Genomic DNA, 26,077 nt, shown 5'->3' with positions numbered 1-26,077 from the left:
GCTGCGGCTCAGATGCCGAAAACGCCGGTCGGAAGCGGCATATCCGCAAAATAGACGAAGATGAAATAGAACCCGGCCGTTGAAACAGCCCCGGCAAACAGCGTCGGCAGCAGCTTGCGCCGCCCGGCGAGAAGGAAGGCCGCGACGAAGAAGACAAACGTCGCGATCGTATAGCCCAGCCACGGCATGATGGCCGCATAGGCGCTGAGAGCGATGGTGAAGCTGACGGGAGCGAGGTTGCCCTCGCCGGCGGCCGCGTTCGTCGACCGGCTCAGGCTGATCACAAGGCCGCAGAAAGCGATCAGGGCCCCGATCAGCATGCCATAGCGGTCGGGCCCCAGAAAATCGAAGACGCTCGTCGCGCGCTCGTTCTGCCCGAGCAGCCAGCCATCCCAGATCATGACGGCGCCGATGATCGTCAAGCCCACACCCCACAGGCGGTCGCTCATGACAGGATCCTTCTTCCTTCCCGTTTCACACGCGCCGGAGACATATCCGTCCCCCGCGGGCCGACAGTGTATTGTCGGTGCAGGTCAATGTTCGGGCCTGGTCAATTCGGAATAGAGGTGACGTGTGGAACGATAGTGCTGCTTCATCCGGACAGTCCAGGGCGAAGGGTTGTTGTAGGCATGCTTGTATTCCGGCGTCTCCAGCGCGTCGGCGCTCGCGAGCTCGTAGATCGCAAGATATTTGGGCTCGCCCATTTTGGCGATGAAGCGGCGGGCGCTGATAAACCCGGGCAGCGCGAGGCGTTCGGGAACGTGCTCTTCCCAGTACCAGCGGTTGAATTCTTCCTCATGCGCGGGATCGACATCCATCATCACATGTAACATATGGCGCGGTTGCTCAGTCATCGCTTGAATTCCATGACATCCATTGAAAATATATTTTTACGTGATACAGATGAAATCTGTCTCACACGCATCAGCAGCGAGAATCATATGGCCCGCATACCCTATCGCCAGGAAGAGGACCTTCCGGAATCGCATCGCGACTTGTTCGCGGACCTCCGAAAGAAGCAATCCGCGGTGAACAATTTGACGCGGGCCCTCGCGCATGTGCCGCAGATCCTCGAGGATCGGTTCGTCTACAGCCGCAGCCTGCGGAAAAACACGCTCCTCGATCCGCGCTACAGGGAGCTTGCGATTCTCACCGTCGGCAAGATCACCAGGGCACCTTACGAGGTTCATCATCATACGGGTCCGGCGCTCAAGGCTGGTCTGTCGCAAGCGCAGATCGAGGCGATCGAGGGTTTCGAGACCTCCGATCTGTTCGACGACAGGGAGCGCGCGATCATCCGGTTCGCCACCGAGCTGACGCGCGACGTCTCCTGCCGCGACGAGACATGGGCGGCGTTGTCGCGCTTCCTCTCGGTTCCCGAGCTGGTCGAGCTGACGCTTCTCGTCGGCTGGTACAACCAGACCGTGCGTGTGCTGGCGGCATTGCAGATCGACATCGAGGCGTGAGGCCGCATCGGCGGTGGCGAAGGGAGATGGACCTTCGAGCACCGCCGCCGGCGCGACCAGGCCGCCCCCGTTGGAACGCCTGGCGTTCCAACGGGGGCGGGCCTCCGATTCCGAGGGCCTGTCATCGGACGGTCAGGAGGCCCACAGGCTCTCGACGTTCTTCTTCTCGCTCTCGACCATCGCCCGGACCTTCTCCGCCGGGTGGACATAGGGCACGTTGCCGATCTTCTGCAGCGTTTCACGGACCTTCGGATCGGCGGCGATGGCGGCGATGGCCTCGTCCCAGGCCTTGACCACGGGAGCAGGCAGGTTCGGCGGCCCCGAGACGCTGAACCAGAACATGACCTGGACGGAGGGATGGCCCACTTCCTCCGTCGTCGGGGTCTCGGGAAGCAGGGGGAAGCGTGTCGGCGCGGCGACCGCCAGGGCGCGCAGCTTGCCGCTCCCCAGAAGCGGCGAGACCGAAGCCCATGAACCGACCCCGAGCGTGACGTTGCCGCTCGCCGTCATGATCACGGCTTCGTTGCCGCCCTTCGATGCGACCGGGCGGGTCTTCCTGACATCCACGCCGATGGAGTGGAACAGGCGCCGGAACGCGTAGTCCGGCGCGCCCGCGCCGCCCAGGGACGTCCAGCTGAATGTCGAGGGATCCTTGCGGGCCTGCTCGATGGCGTCGGCCATCGTCTTGATCGCCGAATCCGGCGATACGACGAAAATGAACGGCGCCTGGGAGATCATGCCCATGAACGTTCGATCCATCGACTGGAACGGAAGGTTGCGCACGACCACCTCCAGCATGGAGCTCGAGGCGGGCGAGTCGGCGAGGAGGCTGTAGCCGTCCGGGTTGGCGCGCATCACCTCGCTGACGGCCGGCACCGTGTTGCCGCCGGGCTTGTTGATCACGCGCACGGGCACTTTCCAATGCGCTTCCAGCGCCGGCGCCACCACGCGCGCGGTCAGATCCGTGGCCCCGCCCGGCGCGAAAGGCACGATCAGCTCGATCGCGCGGCTGGGATAGGCCGCCTGCGCGAAAGCTTCGCGGGTACCCAGGCGGTTGAGTGTCAGGTCGGCTCCCAGTGAAGCCGCCCCGAGAAGTAGCGTTCTGCGTCCGAGCATCGTCTTGTCCTCCCTGAATGATCCGGTTGTCGGCATAGGCTGTGTCACACCTCGTTCGTGCTTTCGGCGATCAGAGTGCCGACCGCGCGCGAGCGCCGCCGCAGCCAGGTCGTCGCCGCGACGACGAGGAAGGCGGCCAGGAAAAGCGAAACGGCGATCGGCCGGTCGATCATGAACAGCAGGTCGCCCCCGGATTGCGCCAGCGACTGCCGCAGCGATTGTTCCAGCATCGGCCCGAGCAGGAAGCCCAGCACCAGCGGCGCCAGCGGCATGTTGAACCGGCGCATGAGATAGCCGAGCACGCCGAAGCCGATGGCGACCCAGACGTCGAACATCGTATTGCGCGGCGCATAGGCGCCGAGGACGCAGACGGCCAGGACGACCGGGCCGAGGATGCTGTAGGGAATGCGGCTCACCTGCGCCCAGAGGCCGATCAGCGGAAGATTGAGGATGACCAGCATCGTGTTGGCGATCAGCATGCTGCCGATGATGGTCCAGACGAAGGTGCCCTGCGTCTGGAACAGCATGGGCCCGGGCGTGAGCCCGTTGATCATCAGCGTCCCGAGAATGATGGCGAGCGACGGGCTCGTGGGGATGCCGAGCGAGAACAGCGGGATGAAGCCGGCCATCGCGGTCGCGTTGTTGGCGGCCTCCGGCGCCGCGACGCCCTCGATCATGCCGTTGCCGAACTCCTGCGGCGTCTTGGAGAGGCGCTTCTCCACATCGTAGGAAAGATAGGCCGTGAGCGCGGGCAGCATGCCCGGAAGCAGCCCCAGCACGAATCCGCCGACGGTGCCGCGCACGGAGGCGGCCAGGCCGCGCCATAATTCGCGCCCCCGCGGGAACATCGACCAGACCGAGCCGAGCTTTCCGGAGAAGATCTGCTGGACGTTCTGGCTCATGCTGGTGAGGACCTCGCCGATTCCCAGCAGGCCCACGAGAACCGGCACGAGATCGAAGCCCTTCGACAGCTCGATCGTTCCGAAGGTCAGGCGCTGCGCGCCCGTCAGGGGATCGACCCCGACGCAGGCGAAGCCCATGCCCAAGGCCGCGATGCCCAGCCCCTTGATGAAGGAGTTGCCCGCGAAGCTGACCAGCGCGGTCATGCTGAACAGCACGAGCCCGAAATATTCGGGCGGCCCGAACTTCAGCGCCAGATCGGCGACGAAAGGGCCGATGAAGGAAATCGCCAGCGCGCCCGTGATCCCGGCGAGATAGGAGCCGATCGCCGCGATCGCCAGGGCCTGGCCGGCCCGTCCCTGGCGCGTCATCGGAAAGCCGTCCTGCGCGGTGACGATCGATGCGGCTTCGCCGGGGACGTTCATCAGGATGGCGGTGGTCGAGCCGCCATACATGGCCCCGTAATAGACGCCCGACATGATGATGATCGCGCCTTCGGGAGGCAGGCTCAGCGACATCGGCAGCAGGATCGACATGACCGAGGCCGGCCCCAGGCCGGGCAGCACACCGACCAGCGTTCCGAGCAGGCAGCCGATGAAGGCAAAGACGACGTTCGACCACGTCAGCGCGGCCCAGACACCTTGGATGACGCCAGCGTCCATCGCCATCGGATCAGGTCTCCGTATCGCGGTCTGTAGCGCGCACGAAAGCCCTGACGGCGTCGGCACAGGCCGCCGGCGCCTGGTAGGGCGCGAAATGGGCGCCTCGCTCCACCCATTGGACCGATGCATTCGGCAGCATGCCGGCGATCTCGTCGACGACATCGGCGCGATTGATGGTGTCGAGGCGCCCCGCGAGCAGGAGCACCGGGCGCCGGATCTCGCCGGCGATCGCGCGGATGTCCTTCTCGATCAGGCCCATGATCGTCCGCTGATAGCCGAGCGGATCGGTCTTCATCAGGATCTCGTCGCGGTAATGCACATAGCGCTCGTCATGCGCAAGCTCGCCGAAGGCGCGCGCCACCGCCGCCTCCGCGATGGCCTGCATGCCGCCGGCCATGACCTTCGCGGCGCGCTCGGTGTTCGTCACCGGATGGGCGCCCATGGTCGGATTGACGAAGATCACGGACTTCACCCGCTCCGGGTAGCGATGGGCGTAGAACAGCGCGATGACGCCGCCGACGGCCGTGCCGACGATCGTCATCCGCTCGATCATCGCCGCTTTCCGGACCTGCTCGACATCCGCGACATGCTCGTCCATCGTCCATTTATGCGGCGGCACCGGCGAATGGCCGTGTCCGCGCTGGTCGAAGCGTGCGATCCGGAACTCCGACCCCATCTCCGCGATCATCGCATCCCAGAATCCGAGATTGGCGCCGAGAGCGTGCAGGAGCATGACGGCGGGGGCGCTCGTGGAGCCGGACACACGGAAGTTGAGATCGGTCGCGTCATGCGTGCCCATGGGATGGATCTCCTACTTCCGCGCCGCTTCGACGCCATCGATGAAGTCGACGACCGCGCGATTGAAGACTTCCGGATTCTCGATGTTGCTCAGATGACCCGCGTCCGGAACGAGGCAGCTGCGCGCGCCGGGGATGCGCTTCGCCTCGGCGAGCATCGCCTGCGGCCTTAAGCCGTCTTCCGCGCCGGAGACGAGCAGGACCGGGGTTTCGATGGCTTCGAGGGCGTGCGTGTAATCGAACGCCTGAAGCGCGTTGGCGCAGCCTTCGAAGCCCGGCGGCGGCGTCGTCTGGAGCATGGCGCGGACGCGCTGCAGCGCCGGGGATTGCGTGGCGAGGGCCCGCTTCGAGAACCAGCGCGCGAGCGTCGGCTCGACGAGGGCATCGAATCCCGCAGTCCGGATCACGGCCAGCCGCTCTTCCCATGCGGCGGCGCTGCCTGAAACGGCCGCGTCGCAGATGGTGAGCGAGTGCAATCGCTCCGGGCAGGTGAGGGCGAGCTCCCAGCCGGTCACGCCGCCCATGGACATGCCGACGAAATGCGCCCGCGCGATGCCGGCGCTGTCCATCAGCATGGTCACGTCGCTCGCGAGTTCCGCGAAGCTGTAGGGCGCGGGCGGCACGATGGACTTGCCGTGGCCGCGCTGATCGTATCGCAGGATCCGATAGCGGGGACTGAGCGCCGGAACCAGATCGTCCCACAAGGAGAGATTCGTTCCGATCGCATTGCTCAGTACGACCCAGGGCGCGTCCGGCGCACCCTCGATCCGGCAGTTGAAACCGTTTACCATCTGCATCAAGGCTCAGGATCCCGACTGGCGCGAAGCGGTACCGAAGGCATGGCGTCGACGATGCCGCGGGCCAGGCTGTTGCGAGCACGCGCGACGTGATCCGCCCCTGCGGCGGCGCCTGGCCTCATGGCATTCCTCCCCATCGCCTGCCCGGCTCAGCCCTCGATGTCGACGAGGAAGCGGCCGTCCTCGATGCGCTTCACCCCGTCGACATAGAGCGTCGGATGCAGGATCACGCCGTCCATGTGGATCTTGGAGAAGATCGACCCGCCGACATCGACATTGGTGCCGAGGCCGAAATGCATCGTCCCCATGATGTTCTTGTCCTCGCGCTGGACGCCGCGGATCACCGCTTTCGCATTCACGCCGACAGAGGCCTCGGCCGGGCACATATAGGCGTTCTCGTCGCCATAGGCCTCGAGGAAGTCGCGCAGGATGCGGGCATCGGCGCCTCCGTCGATCCGTACCACCCGGCCCTTCTCGATGCTGAGCTCGATCGGGCTCGAAAGCCGGCCGAGATGGTGCATCGTCAGGTCGATGACCAGCTTGCCCTCGGCGGTGCCTTCATGCGGGGCCACGTTGAACTCCCCGGTCGGGTAGAGATAGTAGTAGAGCTTGCCGGCCGGGCGGTTCTCGTCCTTCTGGAAGTTGACGATCTTGTAGGGGTCGTAGTCCGGCTTCGGCAGCGGCGGAATCCAGATCTGCCCTGCGACGCTGTAGGTGAAGTCCGTGCCGTGGCGCGAGGTGACGCGGCAGGTCTTGGCGTTCGCCCCGAAGACGCGCTCGCCGACATAGTGCTTGCGCACCGCGATCTGGCGCATGTCGTCGGCGATGGCGCCGGACTGCAGCCATTCGAGCCGCATGCCGCCGTCCAGGCAGATCGAGGGAATGCCGGCCTCCATCGAGCGCAGGCTCGCCGCGCAATGCAGCATGCCGGTCGAGGCGATCAGGACATTGGCGTCCGATTTCAGCATCGCCTCGCAGACGGCGGCCGGCGGATCGTAGTAATCGGCCGGGCGCCGCTCGAACAGCGCGACGGTGGTGTCGGCGCCGATCTCCTGCAGGATGCTCATCACGGCCTGCCAGACGCGCGGATCGTGCTCGGTGTCGGACAAAACCAGCACCTTGTCGCCCGCCTTGATGTTGCGCACGAGCGGGCGGCGCAGATGCTCCATGCTCCCTGTCATCAATGAACCTGCCGACACGTCGACCTCTCACGATTTCTGCGGGGATTATCGGCCCGCGCTCCAAATATGTCGACACTTAATCATATCGGATGAATTTCGTGAAGCTTTTTCGTGCCGGTATTTCCCATAAGTGTCTACATTCGACATCGGCCGGCGCATCGGCATGGGGGCGGGCTTGAACATCGCCGTCGTCGTGATCGCGCTCGGCGTCCGCGTCGTCCCGCAATGCCAATGAGTCGCGCTCGTCGAATTGGTCCACCCTGAAGCATGCGATCCGTTCCATCGGCGTCACGGAAGCGAGCTGTTACTGCCGGCGCCGTGAGCGCGGCGGCCTGAAGTCTGATCAGGCTGAAGCGGACGAGGCAGCTTGAGGCCAAGAACGCCCGGCTCCGGTGCGCCATCGCGGACAGAGCAGGCTCGGTCGATCTGAACCGGTTCGGAGCTTTTGGTCGGAGGGTTCCAGCCCTGATGATGCCGCGGTCGGGATTGGTTGCAGACAGGCGTCATCGGACTGAGGCCACGCCCCAGCCGGCATCCCATCCAGAAGATTGCGGCTTAACAGGAAATTGCTATCTCCAAAAAGCCAGCATCTCGGCTGCGTCGGCCAAGCCGCGATCCCTTCCATTGGCTAGGCAGGGGGCAATCCATCTTGGATTCATGATGCTGTCCACGCGCTCGACACCAGGGACGAGACCTACGATTTTTAGCGCGACCTGCGTGCCTTCGGCCTGCAACTGCTGCACTTCTTGACTCAGGGTATTGGGCAGGCTGGAGGCCCGCAAGCCCAACTTTACCGCAACGTCGGTGCCATCCGTCAGCGAGATGACCAGCGCCTTCTTGACCCCGGCAACCACGTCGCAATGTGTGCTGCTCTCGGAAATCCCGCCGTCCATGCAAAGACGGTCCTTGAGCCACGTCGGCCCCTGCGATCCAGGCAGAGACGAACTGGCGGCGCAACCGTCGTTTACCTGAAGCCCGTCAGCCTGCGAAACGATTATCCGCTCGCCCGTGAAGCAATCAACAGCGGTCGTGTAAAGCTTCTCCGAGGGCCAGGCGGTCATATTGAGAAAGTGCTCCAGTGCGACAGGGTACTCCGTCGGACCGGCAGGATTCCTTGCCGCCATCGCGGCCCGGCCGATCGCCTGGATGGTGGCGCTGTCGGCCAGCCGTGCCGTGTTCGCAAGCTCCCGCGCGCGCAACTGGCTGGCCGTTGGCGGTGTCGGAGGCACAAATTTCGCGAATTCCTCAGGCTTCTTTGCCAGTTGCTGGAGGGTCTCGTGCAGCTGGACCAATCTTCCTCCGGCCAATGCGGCGCCTACCAGCGACCCCGCTGACGTACCGACGATGATATCCGCCTGGCCGACATCTATTCCATTCTCCGCCAGGGCCGTGAAGTATGCGACCATCCAGGACGCCAGATAGATCCCGCCCCCGCCCAAAACCAGGCCCCTCGTCCGACCCGTACCGGCAACCGAACGATAGGGAACAGGATGAGCAAGACCATCATCCCGACTCGCTTGCGACGAGGGAGATGGGCCTGCCTGTGCTGCAGCTGAACTGGCCGTTGCGATTGGAGCAAGCGACGCCGCCCCAGCAAGAAAGAAGAAGTCGCGTCTGTTCGCTGCCATATCGGGTCTCCTGCCGGCGGATCTTAGAGCTGATGAGAGTAAATTTTTGACTTAACTTCCCGGCAGTCATGAGCTCGACCCCTGGGTCGACCGGTCCGACATCGTCCGCTGCTGGAAACCATCGGTCACGTGCCCCGGCGGCGCCGAAGACCATGTTCGATGCGCAGCCATCACAAGGCGGCTCAAACAGAATGCCTTCCACTGAGGCGCCCGCCGCAACCCGCGCTTTTTCCGCGGTCGTGTCGTGCCAGGACGTTGGCCTCACGCGCTGCGGGGATTATAGCAACCGCTCCCGACACGAGCGACCTTCATGACCACCGCCAGCGACCGCCTCTCCCTTCCCAAGGACCGCATCAAGGTCCTGCTGCTGGAAGGCATCAACGATTCCGCCGTAGAATTGCTCGAACGGGCCGGCTATAGCCAGCTCGAAAGGCTGCCGAAGGCGCTGGGCGGCGACGGGCTCGTCAAGGCGCTCCAGGGCGTGCACGTGCTCGGCATCCGTTCGCGCACGCAACTGACGGCCGAGGTGCTGGCGGCGGCCGACCGGCTCTTCGCCGTCGGCTGCTTCTCGGTCGGCACCAACCAGGTCGATCTGGAAGCGGCGCGCCAGCGCGGCGTGCCGGTGTTCAACGCGCCCTTCTCGAACACCCGCAGCGTCGCCGAGCTCACCATCGGCGAGATCGTCATGCTGCTCAGGCGGATCCCGGACCGCTCGCGCGCCGCCCATGACGGCGGCTGGGACAAATCCGCCGTTGGCTCCTACGAGGTGCGCGGCAAGACGCTCGGCATCGTCGGCTACGGCAATATCGGCAGCCAGCTCTCGACGCTCGCCGAGGCGATGGGCATGCGCGTGATCTATCACGACCACACCGATCGCCTTCGCCACGGCAACACCGAGCCGGCGGCGAGCCTCCGGGCCCTGCTCGGCGCCGCCGACGTCGTCTCGCTGCATGTGCCCGAGACGCCGCAGACGGCGGGCATGATCGGCGCGGCCGAGATCGCCGCGATGAAGCCGGGCGCCTGTCTCATCAACAATTCGCGCGGAACCGTCGTCGATCTCGAGGCGCTCGCGGCGGCGCTGAAGAGCGGCCATCTGGCGGGCGCGGCGATCGACGTCTTCCCGGTCGAGCCGGCCTCCAACGCCGAACGCTTCGCCTCCCCGCTCCAGGGCTTGCCCAACGTCATCCTGACGCCGCATGTCGGCGGCTCGACCGAGGAGGCGCAGGAGCGCATCGGCGCCGAGGTCGCCCGCAAGCTCGTCGATTATTCCGATGTCGGCTCGACGGTGGGCGCGGTCAACTTCCCGCAGGTCCAGCTCCCGGCGCGATCCGTCGGCACGCGCTTCATCCATGTCCAGCGCAACGTGCCGGGCATGCTGCGCCGCCTCAACGACGTCTTCGCCAGCCGGCAGGTCAACATCGCCGCGCAGAACTACCAGACCGACGGCGAGGTCGGCTATGTCGTGGTCGATGCCGACGGCGTCTCGGGCGCCGATGCGCGCGCGATCCTGCGCGAGATCCGCGCCCTCGAGGGGACGATCCGCGCCCGGCTGCTCTATCAGCGCGATTGAGCCGGCTTCTTCGTTTTGGCACCGGGCTTGATCGGCGTCTGCGCCGCGATCGGGTCGCTCGCCGGAAACGTCTCCTTCAGGGCCTCGTCGAGCTTGGCGTCCTTGCCCTGCTCGCGCGCGGCCTTGCGCTGCTCCTTCTGCTCCTTGCGCAGGCTTTCCCTGGCCGGATTGGCGGTTGTCGTCATGGCCGTTCCTTTCGCGGTCGGTGGGCTTGCGCGATGAACGCGGCAGCGCCTTCGCCGTTCCGCCAGAACGCCAGCGCATGCCATGCTGAAGCCCGCGGCCTCTGGACCCGGCGGGCGCGCTCCCCCATCTGGTGAGGCGACGTCATCCCGCCGGCATTCGCCGGCTCGAAGCCAGCAGGGGCCGCCATGGTCGCGCTCTCCATTCTCGATCTCGTCCCCGTCGTCGAAGGGGAGGGGCCGCGCGACGCGCTCATGAAATCGATCGATCTCGTCCGCCATGCCGAGGCGCTCGGCTTCACGCGCTACTGGGTGGCCGAGCATCACAACATGGTCGGCATCGCCTCGGCCGCGACCTCGGTGGTGATCGGCCGGCTCGCCGCCGCGACGACGACGATGCGGATCGGCGCCGGCGGCATCATGCTGCCGAACCACGCGCCGCTCATCATCGCCGAGCAGTTCGGCACGCTGGAGGCGCTCTTCCCCGGGCGCATCGACCTCGGCCTCGGCCGCGCGCCGGGCACCGACCAGCTGACGCTGAGGGCGCTGCGCCGCAGCCCGATGGCGGCCGACAGCTTCCCCCAGGACGTGCTCGAACTCCAGGCGCTGTTCGCGCCTGCTGCGCCCGACCAGGCGATCCGCGCCGTGCCGGGAGAGGGGCTGAACGTCCCGCTCTGGATCCTCGGGTCGAGCCTGTTCGGGGCGCAACTCGCAGCCGAGCTCGGCCTGCCCTACAGCTTCGCCTCGCATTTCGCGCCGGACGCGCTGATGCAGGCGCTTTCGGTCTATCGCGCGCGCTTCAAGCCGTCGGCGCAGCTCGCGGCGCCCTATGCGATGCCGGGCATCAACGTCGTCGCCGCCGAGACGGACGAGGAGGCGCGCTATCTCGCGACCTCCCTGCAGCAGCGTTTCGTCGGCATGGTGCGCGGCCGGCGCGGCAAGCTGCAGCCGCCGATCGACGATATCGAGGGCTACTGGTCGCCGGCCGAGAAGGCGCATGTCGCGCAGATGCTGCGCTATGCCTTCATCGGCTCGCCGGCGACGCTGAAGCGCGCGCTCCGCGCTTTCATCCACGAGACCGGCGCCGACGAGATCATGATCACGGCGCCGATCTTCGACCATGAGAAGCGCAAGCGCTCCTACACGCTGGTGGCGGAGCTCGCGGCGGATCTGCGGGCATAGCGGGATCGGGGTGGCACTGCGGGTGCCTGATTTATTGCGATGAAGTCTTATTAGCAATAATCATGCAAATGAGAGTTATTTTCATCTAGCGGTTTTTGCAATCACGCGCCGGCATTGCTATGGCAGGGCATGAGCGAGACCGACCGGCGCATCGCCATTTTCGAGAGCCAGCTGAAGGGGGCCGGCCTGCGCATGACGCAGCAGCGGCGGCTGATCCTGCGCGTGCTGGCCGAGGCCGACGACCACCCCGATGCGAAGGGGATCTTCACCCGCGCCTTCGCGCTCGATCCGACGCTGTCGCTCTCGACCGTCTACCGGACGATGAAGGTGCTCGAATCGCAGGGCGCCATCGAGCGCCACGCCTTCGAGGACGGCATCTCGCGCTACGAGCACGCCGACCAGGAGCATCACGACCACCTGATCGACGTCGATTCGGGCGCGGTGATCGAGTTCTCCTCGGACGCGATCGAGGAGCTGCAGCGGCGGATCGCGGCCGAGCTCGGCTATGAGCTCGTCCGCCATCGCCTCGAGCTCTATGGCCGCAAGAAGCCGCCGGCGCGTCGCAGCGGACGCAAGGCTTCCTGACGTTCAGCCCTCGACCACGTCGCCGTATTCGGGATGCTTCGCGATCCAGCCCTGCAGGAACTCGCAGCGGATTTCGGCCTTGCGCCCGCTCGCCCTGAGCTGTTCGAAGACGCCCTTCGCCAGCCGCGAGCCGACGCCCTGCCCGGCGAACTGCGCCGGAACCTCGGTATGGTCCAGCACGAGCCGGCCGCCGTCGCGCCGATAGTCGACGAAGGCGGTGCCCCCGTCGAGCGGCAGTTCGAAACGGTTGCCTCCGGCGTTGTCGACGACGTCCATGGTGCAGGCTCCTTCGGTCACTCTTGCGCGTCGGCGCGCCAGGGATAGCTCCAGGTTTCGGTCAGCGCCTTGCCGCCGCTCCTGAGGAAGGCGCGCATCTCGGCGAGCTGGCCGGGCTCGACCACGATGTCGATGAAGGCGCGGAAACCCTCGGTCTTGCGATTGGGCACGATGAAGGCACGGTCGATCCGGCCATAGGCGATCGAGGGCACGATCTCGACCTTCTCCGGCTGCTTCAGATGGTAGTCGAGGTCGCCGCCGGCGAAATCGACGATGAAGCGGCGCGAGCCCGCCGTCACCGGCTCGCCCGAGCCCAGCGCCTTGGGCTTGGCCTGATAGGTGTTGATCACGCGCCCGCCGGGGTGGAGGTCGCTCGAATCGAGCATCGCGGTCAGCCGATAGCCGAAGGAGAATTCCTTGCCGGGCTCCAGCGGCGTCTTCGGAGCCCAGAGCGCGACGATGTTGTCGTTGGTCTCGTCGCTGGTCGCCATCTCGATCAGCTCGACGACGCCCTCGCCCCAGTCGCCCTGCGGCTCGATCCAGTAGGAGGGCCTGCGCTCATAGGCGAGGTCGAGGTCCTGATAGTGCTCGAAGGCGCGGTCGCGCTGCATCAGGCCGAAGCCGCGCGGATTGTGCTCGACGAAGGAGGAGACGGCCTGCTGCCTCGGGTTGCGCAAGGGGCGCCAGATCCATTCGCCGCTGCCGGAATGGATCATCAAACCGTCCGAATCATGCAGCTCGCTGCGGAAATCGTCGAAGAAACGGCGGTCGTTCTCGCCGGTGAAGAACATCGAGGTCAGCGGTGCGAGCCCGAGCTTCTCGACGGCTGTGCGTGGATAGAGCGTTGCCGCGACCTCCACGACGGTGTCGTGGTCGGGATAGATGGTGAAGCGATAGGCGCCGGTCACCGTGGCCGAATCGAGCAGGGTGTGGATGACGATGCGCTCGGCGCCGGCCGCCGGCGCCTCGACCCAGAATTCGCGGAAGACCGGGAACTCCTCGCCCGCCGTGCCGGCGCCGAGGGCAAGCCCCCGCGCCGAGAGCCCGTAATGCTGGCCACGCCCGAGCACGCGGAAATAGCTCGCGCCGATGAAGGAGATCAGCTCGTCGAAGACGCGCGGGTCGTTGAGCGGGTAGTGCAGCCTGAAGCCGGCGAAGCCGAGATTGACCGGCAGCGGCTTGTCGAACTTGACCTTGCCGTAGTCGAACAGGTTCGCCGCATAGGGAACCGGCGTCGGCACGCCGTCGCGCACGACGTTCACCGTGACCGGCCGGGTGAAGAGGAAGCCCGGATGGAACATCTGCATGCGGAAGAGCGAGCCGTTCTGCGCCAGCAGCGCCTTGTCGGGCCGGAAGCGGATGTCGCGCCAGGAATCGAAGTCGAGCTTGGCCAGAGCCTCCGGCAGGGGCGCGATCGGCTCATAGGGCACGGCGGCGATCTCGCGGGCGCGTCGCTGCACGTCCTCGAAGCCGAATTTGGGCTGCGGCGCGGCGTTTTGCGGTGCCGGTGGCGCCGGAGGAGGCCCTGGCGGCTTCGGTTGCTGGGCGAGCAGGACGGAGGGCGCCGCCGAGAGGCACAACGCGGCTGAAACTCCGCCCAGGACGCGGCGGCGGTCTGTCGTGGTCATGCCTGGTCCGTCTTCCCTCGCAAGCCGCGAAATAGCCGCGGCGAGCGTGACTTAACGCCATCGAATGAGGCCGGTCTAGGGCAGGCGCCATTGACAGGAGATGAACATCCCGCAACCTTCGCCATCGGCCGGATGCGGCCGGCCGCTCGCGCCCCTAAGGGCAAGGTGAACGCATCTTTAAAGAAGTCCCTGTCCCGATCCCGATCGACCCGTGGACGTAATATCGGCAAGGCGAGCCCCGATCCCACCGTCCCGAGCGAAAAGGATCACGACGATGCGCGATTTCCGCGATGCGAAGCTGATGGCGAAAAGCCTGCGCGAGGCCATGGCCGCAAGGCAGGTGCCGCTCTCCCACGCCGAAACCCTCGAGATCGTGGCGCGCCAGCTCGGCTGCGACGACTGGAACGTGCTGGCGGCGAGGATCGGCAAGGCTGCGCCGGAGGGCGAGGCGGTGCGCCTGCAGATGGGCATCCCCGTCCTGCGGATCTTCGACGAGGCCAAGGCGAAGGAGTTCTATCGCGACTTTCTCGGCTTCGGGCTGGACTGGGACCATCGCTTCGGGCCGGGCATGCCGCTCTACATGCAGGTCTCGCGCTCCGGCCTGCAGCTCCATCTCTCCGAGCATCACGGCGACGCCAGCCCCGGCTCGACCGTCTTCGTCTGGATGGAGGGGATCGACGCGCTCCAGGCCGAGCTCCTCGGCAAGCGCTATCCCTATTCACGCCCGGGCATCGAGGAGGACGGGCCGGGCGGGCGCACCCTCCAGGTTCCCGACCCCTTCGGCAACCGAACCGCTTCTGCGAGAGGCGCGCCTGAGCCTGCTTCAAGCCCGCCGTCCCGGCGTCGCTGCGCGCGCAACGACGCCGGAGGGCAGCCTGATCTAACTCCATAGCCGGCCAAGCGAATCCGGTGATTTTCCGCTGCCGGCCGCTCTCATAAAAAAATGCGGCTCCGGGTCCAGAAAACACTTGTGATCCGGGGCGAGCGTCCGTATATCGCGTTCACCCAATTCGCACGTGCCTGTGGCCGCGTGCCGGTCGGTGGGCATCCGGACAAGAGGCCGGACAGCCGCCAGGGGTCGGAAGACGGATGGAGGGGATGGATATCCCTCAAATCACGCTTCCCAGTCTCCGCGAGGAGGCTGCTCCCCGACACAGACCGGCAGCCGGAGGCGAAACCGGCGAACCCCGAATCTCCACGGGGGACGCAGCTTAAAGCAACGACGGAGCGGGCTTTTTTGGTCTCGCCGGCTTTCCACAGGCCGGCACCGAAGAGGCTTGTCCATCATTGCCGGCCGTGCGGGGTCTTCCCCAAGCGAACGGTGTTTCGGGTCCGGACGGTTCGTCCGCTGTAGCCCGGCGTCTCCACAGCGCCGCGCGATAGCGACGTCTCATCCGGCGATACATCGCATCGACGCCGCTTGCGTCGCAGGGGAGTCGTGTCTCATGACCGACCGCATCCGTGAGTTTCTGCGCACCCGCCGCGACGACGGGCCGTGCGTCGTCATCGACACCGAGGTCGTGCGCGCGAACTATCATGCCTTCGCCCGTGCCCTGCCCGACACCCGTGTCTTCTACGCGGTGAAGGCGAACCCGGCGCCGGAGGTGCTGGCGCTGCTCGCCAAGCTCGGCTCCTGCTTCGACTGCGCCTCGGTCGTCGAGATCGAGCTCGCGCTCGCCGCCGGCGCCACCGCCGACCGCATCTCCTTCGGCAACACCATCAAGAAGGAGCGCGACGTCGTGCGCGCCATGGAGCTCGGCGTGCGCCTCTTCGCCGTCGACTGCACGGCCGAGGTCGAGAAGGTCGCCCGCTCGGCGGACAGGACCGGCGTGAAGGATGCGCGCATCTTCTGCCGCATCCTCTGCGACGGTGCCGGCGCCGACTGGCCGCTCTCGCGCAAGTTCGGCTGCGTGCCCGAAATGGCCGCGGACGTGCTCGAGCACGGCCATCGTCTGGGCCTTCACGCCTATGGCATCTCGTTCCATGTCGGCTCGCAGCAGGCCAACGTCAACGCCTGGGATTCGGCGCTGGCCTCGGCCTCGGCGATCTTCAAGGAATGCGCCACCCGCGGGATCGGCCTGTCGATGGTCAATCTCGGCGGCGGCTTCCCGGCGCGCTACCTGAAGCCGATTCCGGGCGTGCCCTCCTATGGCGACGCGATCTTCCGGGCGCTGTCGAAGCATTTCGGCAACCAGCTCCCCGAGACGATCATCGAGCCGGGCCGCGGCATGGTCGGCGAGGCGGGGCTGATCGAGGCGGAGGTCGTGCTGATCTCGAAGAAGGCCGAAACGGACGAGGTCCGCTGGGTCTATCTCGACATCGGCAAGTTCAACGGTCTCGCCGAGACCATGGACGAGGCGATCCGCTATCCGATCCGCACGGAGCGCGACGGCGACGCGACGGTTCCTTGCGTGCTCGCCGGCCCGACCTGCGACTCGGTCGACGTCCTATACGAGAAGACCCCGTACATGCTGCCCTTCTCGCTGGAGATCGGCGACAAGGTGCTGATCGAGGGCACGGGCGCCTATACGACGACCTATTCGGCCGTCGCCTTCAACGGCTTCCCGCCGCTGAAGCAATACGTCATCTGACGTGACCGGGGCGGCTTGCCGCCGCCCCGATGCCGATCGGGTCCGGCGAAGCGCCCTGTGAAAGCAGGCCGTCCGGCGCTAAGCCGGGCGGAGCGTCCGCCTCTCCAGAACGGAGCGCGCGGGCGTGGCTCCCGCCGGACCCCCTTCCACACAACCCATCCGTTTGTGGCCGCGTCCGCGCGGCGCCGGAGCCCGCTGAGGCGCTCCGGCAGGAGGTTTGCGTCATGATCACGATCCGCGACGAGATCGCCGCCGACATCCCCGCTCGCGAGGCGCTGCTCGACCGTTGCCTGGGCGAGCGCCGCACCGCCAAGTCGAGCGAGCGCCTGCGCGAGGGCCGCCTGCCGGCCGAGGGGCTTTCGCTCGCCGCTACGCATGACGGCGCGCTTTTGGCGACCGTGCGCCTCTGGCATGTGGAAGCCGGCGGCGTGCCGGCGCTGCTGCTCGGCCCGCTCGCGGTTGCGCCCGCATCGCAGGGCGAGGGGCTGGGCCAGGCGATGATGCGCGAGGCGCTGCGGCGTGCCGCCTGCCTTGGGCACGGCGCCGTCATCCTCGTCGGCGACGCGCCCTATTATGCCCGCTTCGGCTTCGACGCGGCGCTGACGCAGAGCCTCGCCATGCCGGGCCCCGTCGAACGCGAGCGCTTCCTCGCGATCGAGCTGCGCGAAGGCGCGCTTTCCGGCGCGCGCGGCATCCTGACCGCGACCGGCGCCACCGCTCCAACCGTGGAGGCGGCGGCACGCGCCGCCTGATCCTTCGCCGTCCCGCTCGCCGCGCCGTCGATCGCCTGGCGATTGACGGCGCGATTTTGCGCCCATACCAGCTTTTCGATCCCCTTTTGATCCAGGAACCCAGGAGTTTGGAAGAATGACGAATTGGCCCGTCTACGGCGAGATCACCGGTCCGGTCGTGATGATCGGCTTCGGCTCGATCGGCCGCGGTACGCTGCCGCTGCTCGAACGGCACTTCAAGTTCGACAAGAGCCGCTTCGTCGTCATTTCTCCGGACGATACCAACCGCCACCTGCTCGACGAGCGCGGCATCCGCTACATCCAGGAGGCGCTGACGCCCGCGAACTACAAGGCGATGCTGGAGCCGCTGCTGACCGCCGGCGGCGGCCAGGGCTTTTGCGTGAACCTTTCCTGCGACACCGGCTCGCGCGACATCATGGAGTTCGTCTCCAGCCTCGGCGCGCTTTACATCGACACGGTGAATGAGCCCTGGCTCGGCTTCTATTTCGACGAGAGCAAGGGGCCGGCCGAGCGCTCGAACTATGCGCTGCGCGAGATGACGCTCGCCGCCAAGCGGGCGCGCCCGGCCGGCACGCCGACGGCGGTCTCCTGCTGCGGCGCCAACCCCGGCCTGGTCTCGTCGCTGGCCAAGCGGGCGCTGATGAACATCGCCGCCGACATGCGCCTCAATGCGCCCGAGCCCGCGACCCGCGAGGAATGGGCGGCGCTGATGCAGCGCGTCGGCGTCAAGGGCATCCATATCGCCGAGCGCGACACGCAGCGCTCGAAGAATCCCAAGCCGCCGGGCGTCTTCGTCAACACCTGGTCGGTCGAGGGCTTCATCGCCGAGGCGGTGCAGCCCTCCGAGCTCGGCTGGGGGACCCATGAGAAATGGATGCCGCCGAACGCCCATGGCTACGAGACCGGCTGCCAGTCGGCGATCTACCTGATGCAGGCCGGCGCCGAGACCAAGGTCAGGAGCTGGTGCCCGACGCCGGGCCCGCAATACGGCTTCCTGGTGACGCACAACGAATCGATCTCGCTCTCCGACTACTTCACCGTGCGCGACGAGAGCGGAAAGGCGCTCTACCGGCCGACCTGTCACTACGCTTATCATCCGCCGAACGACGCGGTGCTTTCGCTGCACGAGATGTTCGGCAATGCCGGCCGCCCGCAGAGCGAGCACCACATCCTCGAGGAGGGCGAGCTCGTCGACGGCATCGACGAGCTCGGCGTGCTGCTCTACGGCCATGAGAAGGGCGCCTACTGGTTCGGCTCGCAGCTCTCGATCGAGGAGGCGCGGGCGCTCGCCCCCTACCAGACCGCGACCGGCCTGCAGGTGACCTCCTCCGTGCTCGCCGGCATGGTCTGGGCGCTGGAGAACCCGCGCGCCGGCATCGTCGAGGTCGAGGAACTCGATTACAACCGCTGTCTCGAGATCCAGGGGCCCTATCTCGGCCCGGTGAAGGGCTACTACACCGACTGGACGCCGCTCGACGGCCGCCCGGGGCTGTTCCCGGAGGAGATCGACGAAAGCGATCCCTGGCAGTTCAAGAACATCCTGGTGCGCTGACCACAGTCATTCCGGGTTCGGCCCTTCGGGCCGCCCGGAATGACGGGGGCTCGCTCATCCGGCCCGCCGGACCTTCACGCCCGCCAGGAGCCACGCGCCTGCCAGGAAGAAGGCGATCAGCACGGCAAGCCCCGCGCGCTGGCTGGCGAAGACCGTCGTCGCCAGCGCGACCAGCGTCGGCCCCATGAAGGAGGTGACCTTTCCCGACAGCGCGAACAGCCCGAAGAACTCGCCGATGCGGCCTTCGGGTGCGAGCCTCGCCATCAGGCTGCGCGAGGCCGCCTGCATCGGCCCGGCGACGAGGCCGATCAGCAGGCCCAGTCCCAGATAGATCCGCTCCGGCAGCGAGGCGAAGAGGCCGTCGCCCGGCGCGGCCGGCGTCGCGGGAATGACGAAGAAGACGCGATCGGCACCGAGCGAGAGGATGCCGAGGCAGGCGAAGGTGAGGCAGGCGATCGAGCCGAGCACCACCGGCTTGCCGCCGACGCAATCGTCGAGCTTGCCGCCGGCCCAGGCGCCCAGCGTGCCGGTGACGGTGAGCAGGATGCCGAAGATGCCGAGCTCGATGGTCTGCCAGCCGAAGACGCCGGCCGCATAGATTCCGCCGAAGGCGAACAGCGCGACCAGCGCATCCTGATAGATCATGTTGGCGAGCAGGAAGCGCCCGAGCGAGGGCAGCCTCGGCAGCGCGGTGAGCGTGTCCCTGAGCCGCCCGACGCCGCCCCTGGCCGCCTCGGCGAGGCTGAGGCCCGTGCGGCTGGAATCCGGCGTGAGCAGGAACATCGGCGCGACGAAGACGATAAACCACAGCGCCGTCAGCGGGCCGGAGAAGCGGTCGCCTTCGCGGGCTGCGGCGTCGAGCCCGAGGATCGGCGCGATGCCGGCAAGCGTCCTGCCCGTCTGCGGATCGGCCGCGAGCAGGCCGAGCGTGATCGCCAGCGAGATGAGCCCGCCGAGATAGCCGACCGCCCAGCCCGTGCCGGAAAGCCAGCCCAGCCGCTCCGGTGGCACCAGCCGCGTCATCATCGCATTGTTGAAGGTGGTGGCGAATTCGGCGCCGATCGTGGCCATGACGAAGCCGGCAAGCGCGATCGGCACCGCCGCCGCGGAGCCGGGCACGGCAAACCAGAGCGCGCCCGAGCCGATGACGAGCAGGCCGCCGAAGGCGGCGATCCAGGGTTTGCGCGGCCCGGTCCGGTCGGCGATGCCGCCGAGCAAAGGCGAGAGCAGGGCGATGCACAGGCCTGCGAAGCCGGTGGCATAGCCCCACAGCGCCTGACCGGAGGCTGCGTCCGCCGCCAGCGCCGAGGCGAAGAAGGGGGCGAAGACGAAGGTGGTGATCAGCGTGAAGAAGGGCTGTGCCGCCCAGTCGAAGAACAGCCAGGCGGTGACGGCGCGCCGCGGCGGCCAGACGGCGGGCGGGCTCACTGCAAGGTCGTGTCCGGGTCGCCGCCGCCGCGGGCGAGCTCGATCTCGGTGATCGCGATCAGAACCTCGGCCCGCTCCTTCAGCGTGCGCGCCTCCAGCAGCGCCTGCTTCTCGCGCGGCCCGAACGGGCACATCATCGAGAGCGCGTTGACCAGCGCCTCGTTCGGCGCCTCGTTGACGCCCTTCCAGTCGATCTTGAGGTCGTTCGCCTTGGCGAAATCGCGCAGCGCCTTGATCAGGCCCTTGCGGTCGACCTCCTCCTCGCCGGTGCGGGCGACGAAATCGGCGGCGAATTCGTCATAGCCGACGCGAGCCTGCCGATAGGGCGTGGCGACGGACAGTTCGTCGATCAGCCGGAAGCGGCTGATCCCGGTCAGCGTGACGATGTAGCGGCCGTCGCCGGTCTCGGCGAACTGGGTGATGCGGCCGAGGCAGCCGACCTTGAGCAGCGGCGGGATCTCGGGCTGGCGGCCGGTTTCCGGCTCGGGCTGGATGATGCCGATGACGCGTTCGCCCCTGAGCGCGTCGTCGATCATGGCGAGATAGCGCGGCTCGAAGATGTTGAGCGGCATCTGGCCGCGCGGCAGGAGCAGCGCGCCGCCCAAGGGAAAGAGCGGGATCGTCTCCGGGCAATCCTTGGCCCCCTCGTAGACGGCGTTCATGCCCATGCGCGCCCCTTTCCCCGGTCAGGAGAACAGCAGGGTCGAAAGCTTGCGGCGCCCGGCGACGCTCGCCTCGTCCATCGGACCCCAGGCTTCGAAGAACTGGAGAAGCTGCTTGCGCGCCCCGTCCTCGTTCCATGTCCTGTCGGCCCTGATGATGGCGATCAGATGGTCGACCGCCTCCTCGCGCCGATCGCGGGCGTTGAGCGCCAGCGCCAGGTCGAAGCGGGCCTGGTGATCCTTGGGGTTGGCCGAAAGCTTCGCTTCGAGTTCGGCGGTGTCGCCGAGCGAGGCCGCCTGCTCGGCAAGCTCGATTGCGGCGCGCAGCGCGGCGATCGCTGGGTCGGCGGCCTTGTCCGCAGGCGCCATGCCCAGAATGCCCTTGGCGCCCTCGATATCGCCGGTGTCGAGATGCAGCCGCCCGAGCCCGGCGATTGCCGCGAGGTTGTCGGGCTCCATCTCGAGCGCGCCGGCATAGAGCTCGCTCGCCCCGGCGGGATCGCCGGCGGCGATGGCGGCCGCCGCGGCCTCGATCAGCTCGTCTGCCGCGCCCGGGCCCACCGGCCCGACCAGCCGCTCGATGAAGGCCTTGATCTGGCTTTCCGGCTGGGCGCCCATGAAGCCGTCGACCGGCTGGCCCTGCTTGAAGGCGATGACGGCGGGAATCGACTGGATGCCGAGCTGGCCCGGGATCTGCGGATGCTCGTCGATGTTCATCTTGACGAGCTTGACCTTGCCGCCGGCCGCCTTGACCACCTTCTCAATGACCGGGGTGAGCTGCTTGCACGGGCCGCACCAGGGCGCCCAGAAATCGATCAGCACCGGCTGCTTCATCGATTCGGCGATGACATCCTCGCGGAAGCCCTGGGTCGTGGTGTCCTTGATCAGGCCGGGTTGATCGGCCGCCGCGCCATTGACCAGCATGGGTCGTCCTTCGTCATGTGTCGCAAGAGGCGCGAGGCCGCCGTTTCGGCCGCCCGCGCGGTCGCCTCATAGATGGGGTGCTTCAGGCGTTCTGTCCATCGGGCGGGACGGGCAAATCGACGATCAGCGGCTCGTGGCCGGTGCGGCGCAGGAAGGCGAGGAAATCGTCGCGGCCGATACGCAGCGTCGCCGTGTTGATGAGCGGGTGGAAATTGACGTCCTCGCCCGTCGTCAGCGCCGCGTCCAGCACCATGGTCACCTCGCCGGCGCGGTCGTTGATCACGGCGAAGGCGGTGACGGAGCCCGGCGTGACGCCGAGCTTCTCCATCAGTTGCTCGGCCGAGCCGAAGGAGAGCCGCCCGCTGGCGCCGATCCGCTCGTGCAGGCGCTTGAGGTCGATCGGCGCATGCGCCTGCGCCGACACCAGGAAGAACCGCCCCTTCTTGTCCTTCAGGAACAGATTCTTGGTGTGGAGGCCGATCATCTCGTCGCGGTGCGGCGCCGTCTCGGCGACGGTGAACACGGCCGGATGATCGGTGCGGTGGAAGGCGAGGCCCTGCTCGGCGAGATAGGCGCAGAGCGCGTCGGGCGTGACGGGGGAGACGTCTTTCATTCCAGTTCGGCGCCGCGTTTTTCGGGGATGAGGAGCCACATCGCCAGGATGTCGAGGACGTAGAGCGTGGCGAGCAGCGCGATGGCGGTCTGGAAGCCGTAGGCCGCCGCGATCGCGCCGACGACGACCGGGCCGAAGCCGCCGACGCCGCGCCCGATGTTGAACAGCACGTTCTGGGCTGTGGCGCGCGCGACCGTCGGGAACAATTCGCTGATCAGCGCGCCATAGCCGCCGAGCATGCCGTTGACGAAGAAGCCCATGACGGCCCCGCCGACGAGCAGCTGCATCGGGTCGGTCAGCCGCGAATAGACCACGACCATCACGGCGGCGCCGAGCATGTAGCCGAAGAAGGCCGGGCGGCGCCCGATCCGGTCGGCGATATGGCCGAAGGCGAAGATGCCGAGCGCCATGCCGCCGATCGTCACCGCCGTCCACAGCGCCGACTGGGTGAGCGCGAAGCCGAACCGCGAGGCGAGGTAGTTCGGCAGCCAGATCATCACGCCGTAATAGCCGAAGTTCTGGACCGAGCAGAGGATGACCATGCCCAGGCTGAGCCTCGCGGTCTCGCGGTCCTTGACGAGCAGGTGCAGCGCCGATTGCTTCGGCTGGTCCCTGGAGCGGGCGACGAAGATCTCCGGCTCGTGCAGCGTGCGGCGGATGAAATAGGCGGCGAATGCCGGCAGGATGCCGATGGCGAACATGCCGCGCCAGCCGATCGAGGGCAGCAGGAGCGGCGTGGCGAGCGCCGCCATGAGCACGCCGACCTGCCAGCCGAGCCCGACATAGGAGGAGGCGCGCGCCCGCTTCGAGGCCGGCCAGGCTTCGGCGACCAGCGCCATGCCGATGCCGAACTCGCCGCCGAGCCCGAGCCCGGCGATGGTGCGGTAGACAAGCAGGTCCCAATAGCCCTGCGCCAGCGCGCACAGGCCGGTGAAGACGGCGAAGAGGACGATGGTCCAGGTCAGCACGCGCACGCGCCCGATCCGGTCGGAGAGCATGCCGAAGCCGATGCCGCCGAGCACGGCGCCGACCAGCGTCGCGGTGACGAGCGAGGCGGCCTGTGCCTGGCTGAGCCCAAGATCGGCCGAGATCGCCCTGAGCATGAAGCCGAGGATGAGCAGGTCGAACCCGTCCATCGCATAGCCGATCGCGGCGCCCCACAGCGCCTTGCGGGCCTTGTCGTCCACCTCGACCGGGCCCGCGCCGCCGATCACAGCCGATGATGCCGCCTGCTGCCCGCTCATGGAAACCGCCCCGCTTGTCCTGTCCCCGCATGTCAATGCGCCGGGCCATGCCCGCTGTCGAGACCGTGCGGCCGCCGGCACCGCTTCAGCCTGTGGATGCCGGCCGGTCCGGCGCGGCGGGGGACGGTGGAAATTCCGGTGGGGAGGGATTGACCTGCCGTGCGCGCGCGATCAGAAGAGGCCGTTTGCCAATTCGACCAGATCGCCGCGCCTTGCCGTTTCCGGCGAGCGGCGCCGCTCAGCCCGGAGAGACCGCTGCCCATGTCCAACCTGTTCACCCCCACCGACAGGGCCGTGATCGCGCGCGAAGCGGCCAAGATGCTGCTCGAGATCAAGGCAGTGCACTTCTACAGCGACAAGCCCTTCTTCTTCACCTCGGGCTGGGCGAGTCCGGTCTATATCGACTGCCGCAAGATCATCTCCTACCCGCGCCTGCGCTCGACGCTGATCGATTTCGCCGCCACCACGATCGTGCGCGACATCGGCTATGAATCGCTCGACATCATCGCCGGCGGCGAGACGGCCGGCATCCCCTTCGCCGCCTGGATCTCGGATCGCCTGGCGCTGCCGATGCAATATGTGCGCAAGAAGCCGAAGGGTTTTGGCCGCAACGCCCAGATCGAGGGCTCGGTCGTCGAGGGCGCGCGCACGCTGCTCGTCGAGGACCTCGCCACCGACGGCCGCAGCAAGGTCAATTTCGCCGAGGCGCTGCGCAATGCCGGCGCCGACGTGCAGCACTGCTTCGTGCTGTTCTACTACGACATCTTCCCGAAAAGCCGGGAGCTGATGGCGGATCTCGGCGTCAGCCTGCACTATCTCACCACCTGGTGGGACGTGCTCGCCGTCGCCAGGGATAGCGGCCATTTCGAGCCCAAGATCCTGGCCGAGGTCGAGAGCTTCCTGAACGACCCGGCGACGTGGTCGTCGAAGCATGGCGGCATCTCGGCCTTCGGCGAGGAGAAGAAGCCGGCCTGAGCCGGCTCCCCTTGCCCTACCCCTGTCATTCCGGGTTCGCGCCTATGGCGCGCCCCGGAATGACAACGTGGGCGCGCTCAGAGCCAGCCCATCAGCTCGCGCTGCACCACCGCGGCGATGACGTCGATGCCTTCGGGCGAATCGTTGAGGCAGGGCAGATAGGCGAATTTCTCGCCGCCATTGTGCAGGAAGATCTCGCGGTTCTCGCCGTCGAGTTCCTCCAGCGTCTCCAGGCAGTCGGCCGAGAAGCCCGGCGCGACGATCGCCATCGACTTCCTGCCGGCGCGCGCCAGCGCCTTCACCGTCTCGTCGGTATAGGGCTGCAGCCATTCGTCGGGCCCGAAGCGCGACTGGAAGGTCAGCGGGAAGCGCTCCTCCGAGAAGCCGAGCTCGGCCCTGAGCAGGCGCCATGTCTTGACGCATTGGCAGTAATAGGGGTCGCCCTTCAGCAAATAGGCCTTCGGCATGCCGTGGAAGGAGCAGAGGATCACCTCGGGCTCGAAATCGAGCTTGGCGAGGGAAGCGCGCATCGAGCGGGCGAGCGCGCCGATATAGGCCGGGTCATCATGATAGGGCGGGCAGACGCGCACCGTCGGCTGCCAGCGCATCTGCATCAGCGCGCGGAACGCCTGGTCGCAAGCCGTGGCCGAGGTCGGTGCGGCATATTGCGGATAGAGCGGCACCAGCAGGATGCGGTCGCAGCCCTGGTCGAGCAGCGCCTTGAGCCGGCTCTTCACATCGGGCAGGCCGTAGCGCATCGCCCAGTCGAAGACGACGCGCTCGCCCGTGAGCGGCTTCAGGCGCTCGGCGAGCTTATCGGTCTGCGAGCGGGTGATGGTCTTGAGCGGGCTTTCGTCGCGCTCCTTGTTCCAGATCGAGGCATAATCCTTGCCTTTGCGGCCGGGCCTTGTCGTCAGCACGATCAGGTTGAGGATCGGCCACCATTTCCAGCGCGGCTCCTCGATGACGCGCCGGTCCGACAGGAACTCCTTGAGATAGGCGCGCATCGGCCGGTAGCCGGTGCCTTCCGGCGTGCCGAGATTCATCAGCAGCACGCCGATGCGGCCGTATCTGGCTTGCGGGTGGTCCGGCGGCAGAGCAGCGGCCTTAAGGGCCTTCGCCGCGGCGATGTCGGCAGTCATGGGCTGAAGCCCTCCTTGCGCCTGTGATTTAAACGAGTTCGCGGCTTCGTCCAGTCTTCAGGCTTTCCGAAAGGCGAGGTGCGACACTGCCGGCAACGGCGCGCCCGCTCGGGCGGGAGCCCGGCCAGCGCGCGGCGCATGCTGCTGGATCATCGCGCGTCCTACCGGACGCGGTAACGGTGATCTATCTCATTGTCGGAGCATCGGAATTTTTCGAAAAGTGG

At 67.0% G+C, this 26,077-nt stretch carries 26 protein-coding genes; 9 read left to right on the top strand and 17 right to left on the bottom strand.

Features of this window, described 5'->3' with window-relative positions; translation table 11 throughout:
* Nucleotides 1–8: 8 nt before the first annotated feature.
* Both M9917_RS03740 and M9917_RS03735 read right to left on the bottom strand, forming a co-directional pair.
* Entirely contained in the window at nt 9–449 is a 441-nt protein-coding gene (locus M9917_RS03740; protein ID WP_297250966.1) for a tripartite tricarboxylate transporter TctB family protein, read from the bottom strand.
* An 84-nt stretch (nt 450–533) separates the two neighbouring features.
* Nucleotides 534–854 (bottom strand): DUF4286 family protein, encoded by a 321-nt coding sequence (locus M9917_RS03735; RefSeq protein ID WP_297250964.1) that lies wholly within the window; start codon nt 852–854, stop codon nt 534–536.
* A 174-nt stretch (nt 855–1,028) separates the two neighbouring features.
* On the opposite strand from M9917_RS03735, the gene M9917_RS03730 reads away from it, so the two are divergent.
* Nucleotides 1,029–1,466, top strand: coding sequence for a carboxymuconolactone decarboxylase family protein (locus M9917_RS03730; RefSeq protein ID WP_297250962.1), 438 nt, complete (start codon nt 1,029–1,031; stop codon nt 1,464–1,466).
* Nucleotides 1,467–1,598: 132 nt separating this feature from the next.
* Here M9917_RS03730 and M9917_RS03725 read toward each other — a convergent pair whose 3' ends face one another.
* The 6 genes from M9917_RS03725 to M9917_RS03700 form a co-directional block, all read right to left on the bottom strand.
* Complete coding sequence (locus M9917_RS03725) at nt 1,599–2,582, bottom strand: Bug family tripartite tricarboxylate transporter substrate binding protein (protein ID WP_297250960.1); 984 nt, start codon at nt 2,580–2,582, stop codon at nt 1,599–1,601.
* A 44-nt stretch (nt 2,583–2,626) separates the two neighbouring features.
* The gene (locus M9917_RS03720) at nt 2,627–4,150 is read right to left on the bottom strand and encodes a tripartite tricarboxylate transporter permease (RefSeq protein ID WP_297250958.1); all 1,524 of its coding nucleotides are present in this window, start codon (nt 4,148–4,150) and stop codon (nt 2,627–2,629) included.
* Nucleotides 4,151–4,154: 4 nt separating this feature from the next.
* The gene (locus M9917_RS03715; protein WP_297250956.1) at nt 4,155–4,943 is read right to left on the bottom strand and encodes an alpha/beta fold hydrolase; all 789 of its coding nucleotides are present in this window, start codon (nt 4,941–4,943) and stop codon (nt 4,155–4,157) included.
* A gap of 12 nt (nt 4,944–4,955) precedes the next feature.
* A complete protein-coding gene (locus tag M9917_RS03710) occupies nt 4,956–5,732 on the bottom strand; it encodes an alpha/beta fold hydrolase (protein ID WP_297254681.1) in 777 nt (258 codons plus the stop codon).
* Between the two features lie 155 nt (nt 5,733–5,887).
* Nucleotides 5,888–6,907: an aminopeptidase gene (locus M9917_RS03705; RefSeq protein WP_297250954.1), complete on the bottom strand. Its 1,020-nt coding sequence runs from the start codon at nt 6,905–6,907 to the stop codon at nt 5,888–5,890.
* Nucleotides 6,908–7,488: 581 nt separating this feature from the next.
* A complete protein-coding gene (locus M9917_RS03700) occupies nt 7,489–8,547 on the bottom strand; it encodes a patatin-like phospholipase family protein (RefSeq protein WP_297250952.1) in 1,059 nt (352 codons plus the stop codon).
* Nucleotides 8,548–8,857: 310 nt separating this feature from the next.
* Between M9917_RS03700 and serA the strand changes: the two genes are divergently transcribed.
* Complete coding sequence (gene serA / locus M9917_RS03695) at nt 8,858–10,117, top strand: phosphoglycerate dehydrogenase (RefSeq protein ID WP_297250950.1); 1,260 nt, start codon at nt 8,858–8,860, stop codon at nt 10,115–10,117.
* On the opposite strand, the gene M9917_RS03690 is transcribed toward serA, so the two are convergent.
* Entirely contained in the window at nt 10,105–10,302 is a 198-nt protein-coding gene (locus M9917_RS03690) for a hypothetical protein (protein WP_297250948.1), read from the bottom strand. The genes serA and M9917_RS03690 overlap by 13 nt on opposite strands.
* A gap of 186 nt (nt 10,303–10,488) precedes the next feature.
* Between M9917_RS03690 and M9917_RS03685 the strand changes: the two genes are divergently transcribed.
* Together M9917_RS03685 and M9917_RS03680 are read left to right on the top strand one after the other, a co-directional pair.
* Complete coding sequence (locus M9917_RS03685) at nt 10,489–11,481, top strand: LLM class flavin-dependent oxidoreductase (RefSeq protein WP_297250947.1); 993 nt, start codon at nt 10,489–10,491, stop codon at nt 11,479–11,481.
* 129 nt (nt 11,482–11,610) lie between these two features.
* Nucleotides 11,611–12,066, top strand: coding sequence for a Fur family transcriptional regulator (locus M9917_RS03680; RefSeq protein WP_297250945.1), 456 nt, complete (start codon nt 11,611–11,613; stop codon nt 12,064–12,066).
* Between the two features lie 3 nt (nt 12,067–12,069).
* On the opposite strand, the gene M9917_RS03675 is transcribed toward M9917_RS03680, so the two are convergent.
* Together M9917_RS03675 and M9917_RS03670 are read right to left on the bottom strand one after the other, a co-directional pair.
* Nucleotides 12,070–12,342 carry a GNAT family N-acetyltransferase gene (locus M9917_RS03675; RefSeq protein WP_297250943.1) on the bottom strand — a complete coding sequence of 91 codons (273 nt, stop codon included), beginning with the start codon at nt 12,340–12,342 and terminating at the stop codon, nt 12,070–12,072.
* 17 nt (nt 12,343–12,359) lie between these two features.
* Complete coding sequence (locus tag M9917_RS03670) at nt 12,360–13,970, bottom strand: OpgD/OpgG family glucan biosynthesis protein (RefSeq protein WP_297250941.1); 1,611 nt, start codon at nt 13,968–13,970, stop codon at nt 12,360–12,362.
* A gap of 274 nt (nt 13,971–14,244) precedes the next feature.
* On the opposite strand from M9917_RS03670, the gene M9917_RS03665 reads away from it, so the two are divergent.
* From M9917_RS03665 to M9917_RS03650, 4 genes are all read left to right on the top strand, one after another.
* On the top strand, nt 14,245–14,862 hold the full coding sequence (locus tag M9917_RS03665) for a glyoxalase superfamily protein (protein WP_297250939.1): 618 nt from the start codon (nt 14,245–14,247) through the stop codon (nt 14,860–14,862).
* Nucleotides 14,863–15,415: 553 nt separating this feature from the next.
* The gene (locus M9917_RS03660) at nt 15,416–16,561 is read left to right on the top strand and encodes a type III PLP-dependent enzyme (protein WP_297250936.1); all 1,146 of its coding nucleotides are present in this window, start codon (nt 15,416–15,418) and stop codon (nt 16,559–16,561) included.
* 224 nt (nt 16,562–16,785) lie between these two features.
* On the top strand, nt 16,786–17,313 hold the full coding sequence (locus M9917_RS03655) for a GNAT family N-acetyltransferase (protein WP_297250935.1): 528 nt from the start codon (nt 16,786–16,788) through the stop codon (nt 17,311–17,313).
* A gap of 115 nt (nt 17,314–17,428) precedes the next feature.
* A complete protein-coding gene (locus M9917_RS03650; protein ID WP_297250934.1) occupies nt 17,429–18,865 on the top strand; it encodes a homospermidine synthase in 1,437 nt (478 codons plus the stop codon).
* 54 nt (nt 18,866–18,919) lie between these two features.
* Here M9917_RS03650 and M9917_RS03645 read toward each other — a convergent pair whose 3' ends face one another.
* The 5 genes from M9917_RS03645 to M9917_RS03625 form a co-directional block, all read right to left on the bottom strand.
* Nucleotides 18,920–20,293, bottom strand: a complete 1,374-nt coding sequence (locus M9917_RS03645) for an MFS transporter (protein WP_297250933.1) — start codon at nt 20,291–20,293, stop codon at nt 18,920–18,922.
* Complete coding sequence (locus M9917_RS03640; RefSeq protein ID WP_297250932.1) at nt 20,290–20,961, bottom strand: LON peptidase substrate-binding domain-containing protein; 672 nt, start codon at nt 20,959–20,961, stop codon at nt 20,290–20,292. Before M9917_RS03640 ends, M9917_RS03645 begins: the two co-directional genes overlap by 4 nt.
* 18 nt (nt 20,962–20,979) lie before the next feature.
* Complete coding sequence (gene trxA / locus M9917_RS03635) at nt 20,980–21,879, bottom strand: thioredoxin (RefSeq protein WP_297250931.1); 900 nt, start codon at nt 21,877–21,879, stop codon at nt 20,980–20,982.
* 82 nt (nt 21,880–21,961) lie between these two features.
* Nucleotides 21,962–22,492 (bottom strand): prolyl-tRNA synthetase associated domain-containing protein, encoded by a 531-nt coding sequence (locus tag M9917_RS03630; RefSeq protein ID WP_297250930.1) that lies wholly within the window; start codon nt 22,490–22,492, stop codon nt 21,962–21,964.
* Nucleotides 22,489–23,736: an MFS transporter gene (locus tag M9917_RS03625; protein ID WP_297250929.1), complete on the bottom strand. Its 1,248-nt coding sequence runs from the start codon at nt 23,734–23,736 to the stop codon at nt 22,489–22,491. The genes M9917_RS03630 and M9917_RS03625 overlap by 4 nt, the downstream gene beginning before the upstream one ends.
* 261 nt (nt 23,737–23,997) lie before the next feature.
* Between M9917_RS03625 and M9917_RS03620 the strand changes: the two genes are divergently transcribed.
* The gene (locus tag M9917_RS03620) at nt 23,998–24,711 is read left to right on the top strand and encodes an orotate phosphoribosyltransferase (RefSeq protein WP_297250928.1); all 714 of its coding nucleotides are present in this window, start codon (nt 23,998–24,000) and stop codon (nt 24,709–24,711) included.
* Between the two features lie 77 nt (nt 24,712–24,788).
* Here the strand turns inward: M9917_RS03620 and hemH are convergent, their stop codons facing one another.
* Nucleotides 24,789–25,853: a ferrochelatase gene (hemH, locus tag M9917_RS03615; protein WP_297250927.1), complete on the bottom strand. Its 1,065-nt coding sequence runs from the start codon at nt 25,851–25,853 to the stop codon at nt 24,789–24,791.
* Nucleotides 25,854–26,077: the final 224 nt, after the last annotated feature.

Origin of the sequence: Bosea sp. (in: a-proteobacteria), from assembly GCF_023953965.1 — a bacterium.
Classification (GTDB): domain Bacteria; phylum Pseudomonadota; class Alphaproteobacteria; order Rhizobiales; family Beijerinckiaceae; genus Allobosea.
The sequence above is the reverse complement of the archived record's forward strand: the minus strand, read 5'-3'. Positions and strand labels throughout refer to the sequence as shown.

Coding starts and splice junctions, on each gene's coding strand:
- hemH (WP_297250927.1), bottom strand. CDS start 25,853: ATGACTGCCGACATCGCCGCGGCGAAGGCCCTTAAGGCCGCTGCTCTG.
- M9917_RS03660 (WP_297250936.1), top strand. CDS start 15,416: ATGACCGACCGCATCCGTGAGTTTCTGCGCACCCGCCGCGACGACGGG.
- trxA (WP_297250931.1), bottom strand. CDS start 21,879: ATGCTGGTCAATGGCGCGGCGGCCGATCAACCCGGCCTGATCAAGGAC.
- M9917_RS03625 (WP_297250929.1), bottom strand. CDS start 23,736: ATGAGCGGGCAGCAGGCGGCATCATCGGCTGTGATCGGCGGCGCGGGC.
- M9917_RS03725 (WP_297250960.1), bottom strand. CDS start 2,582: ATGCTCGGACGCAGAACGCTACTTCTCGGGGCGGCTTCACTGGGAGCC.
- M9917_RS03740 (WP_297250966.1), bottom strand. CDS start 449: ATGAGCGACCGCCTGTGGGGTGTGGGCTTGACGATCATCGGCGCCGTC.
- M9917_RS03650 (WP_297250934.1), top strand. CDS start 17,429: ATGACGAATTGGCCCGTCTACGGCGAGATCACCGGTCCGGTCGTGATG.
- M9917_RS03640 (WP_297250932.1), bottom strand. CDS start 20,961: ATGGGCATGAACGCCGTCTACGAGGGGGCCAAGGATTGCCCGGAGACG.
- M9917_RS03715 (WP_297250956.1), bottom strand. CDS start 4,943: ATGGGCACGCATGACGCGACCGATCTCAACTTCCGTGTGTCCGGCTCC.
- M9917_RS03675 (WP_297250943.1), bottom strand. CDS start 12,342: ATGGACGTCGTCGACAACGCCGGAGGCAACCGTTTCGAACTGCCGCTC.
- M9917_RS03710 (WP_297254681.1), bottom strand. CDS start 5,732: ATGGTAAACGGTTTCAACTGCCGGATCGAGGGTGCGCCGGACGCGCCC.
- M9917_RS03735 (WP_297250964.1), bottom strand. CDS start 854: ATGACTGAGCAACCGCGCCATATGTTACATGTGATGATGGATGTCGAT.
- M9917_RS03655 (WP_297250935.1), top strand. CDS start 16,786: ATGATCACGATCCGCGACGAGATCGCCGCCGACATCCCCGCTCGCGAG.
- M9917_RS03690 (WP_297250948.1), bottom strand. CDS start 10,302: ATGACGACAACCGCCAATCCGGCCAGGGAAAGCCTGCGCAAGGAGCAG.
- M9917_RS03620 (WP_297250928.1), top strand. CDS start 23,998: ATGTCCAACCTGTTCACCCCCACCGACAGGGCCGTGATCGCGCGCGAA.
- M9917_RS03630 (WP_297250930.1), bottom strand. CDS start 22,492: ATGAAAGACGTCTCCCCCGTCACGCCCGACGCGCTCTGCGCCTATCTC.
- M9917_RS03670 (WP_297250941.1), bottom strand. CDS start 13,970: ATGACCACGACAGACCGCCGCCGCGTCCTGGGCGGAGTTTCAGCCGCG.
- M9917_RS03685 (WP_297250947.1), top strand. CDS start 10,489: ATGGTCGCGCTCTCCATTCTCGATCTCGTCCCCGTCGTCGAAGGGGAG.
- M9917_RS03680 (WP_297250945.1), top strand. CDS start 11,611: ATGAGCGAGACCGACCGGCGCATCGCCATTTTCGAGAGCCAGCTGAAG.
- M9917_RS03720 (WP_297250958.1), bottom strand. CDS start 4,150: ATGGCGATGGACGCTGGCGTCATCCAAGGTGTCTGGGCCGCGCTGACG.
- serA (WP_297250950.1), top strand. CDS start 8,858: ATGACCACCGCCAGCGACCGCCTCTCCCTTCCCAAGGACCGCATCAAG.
- M9917_RS03705 (WP_297250954.1), bottom strand. CDS start 6,907: ATGGAGCATCTGCGCCGCCCGCTCGTGCGCAACATCAAGGCGGGCGAC.
- M9917_RS03665 (WP_297250939.1), top strand. CDS start 14,245: ATGCGCGATTTCCGCGATGCGAAGCTGATGGCGAAAAGCCTGCGCGAG.
- M9917_RS03700 (WP_297250952.1), bottom strand. CDS start 8,547: ATGGCAGCGAACAGACGCGACTTCTTCTTTCTTGCTGGGGCGGCGTCG.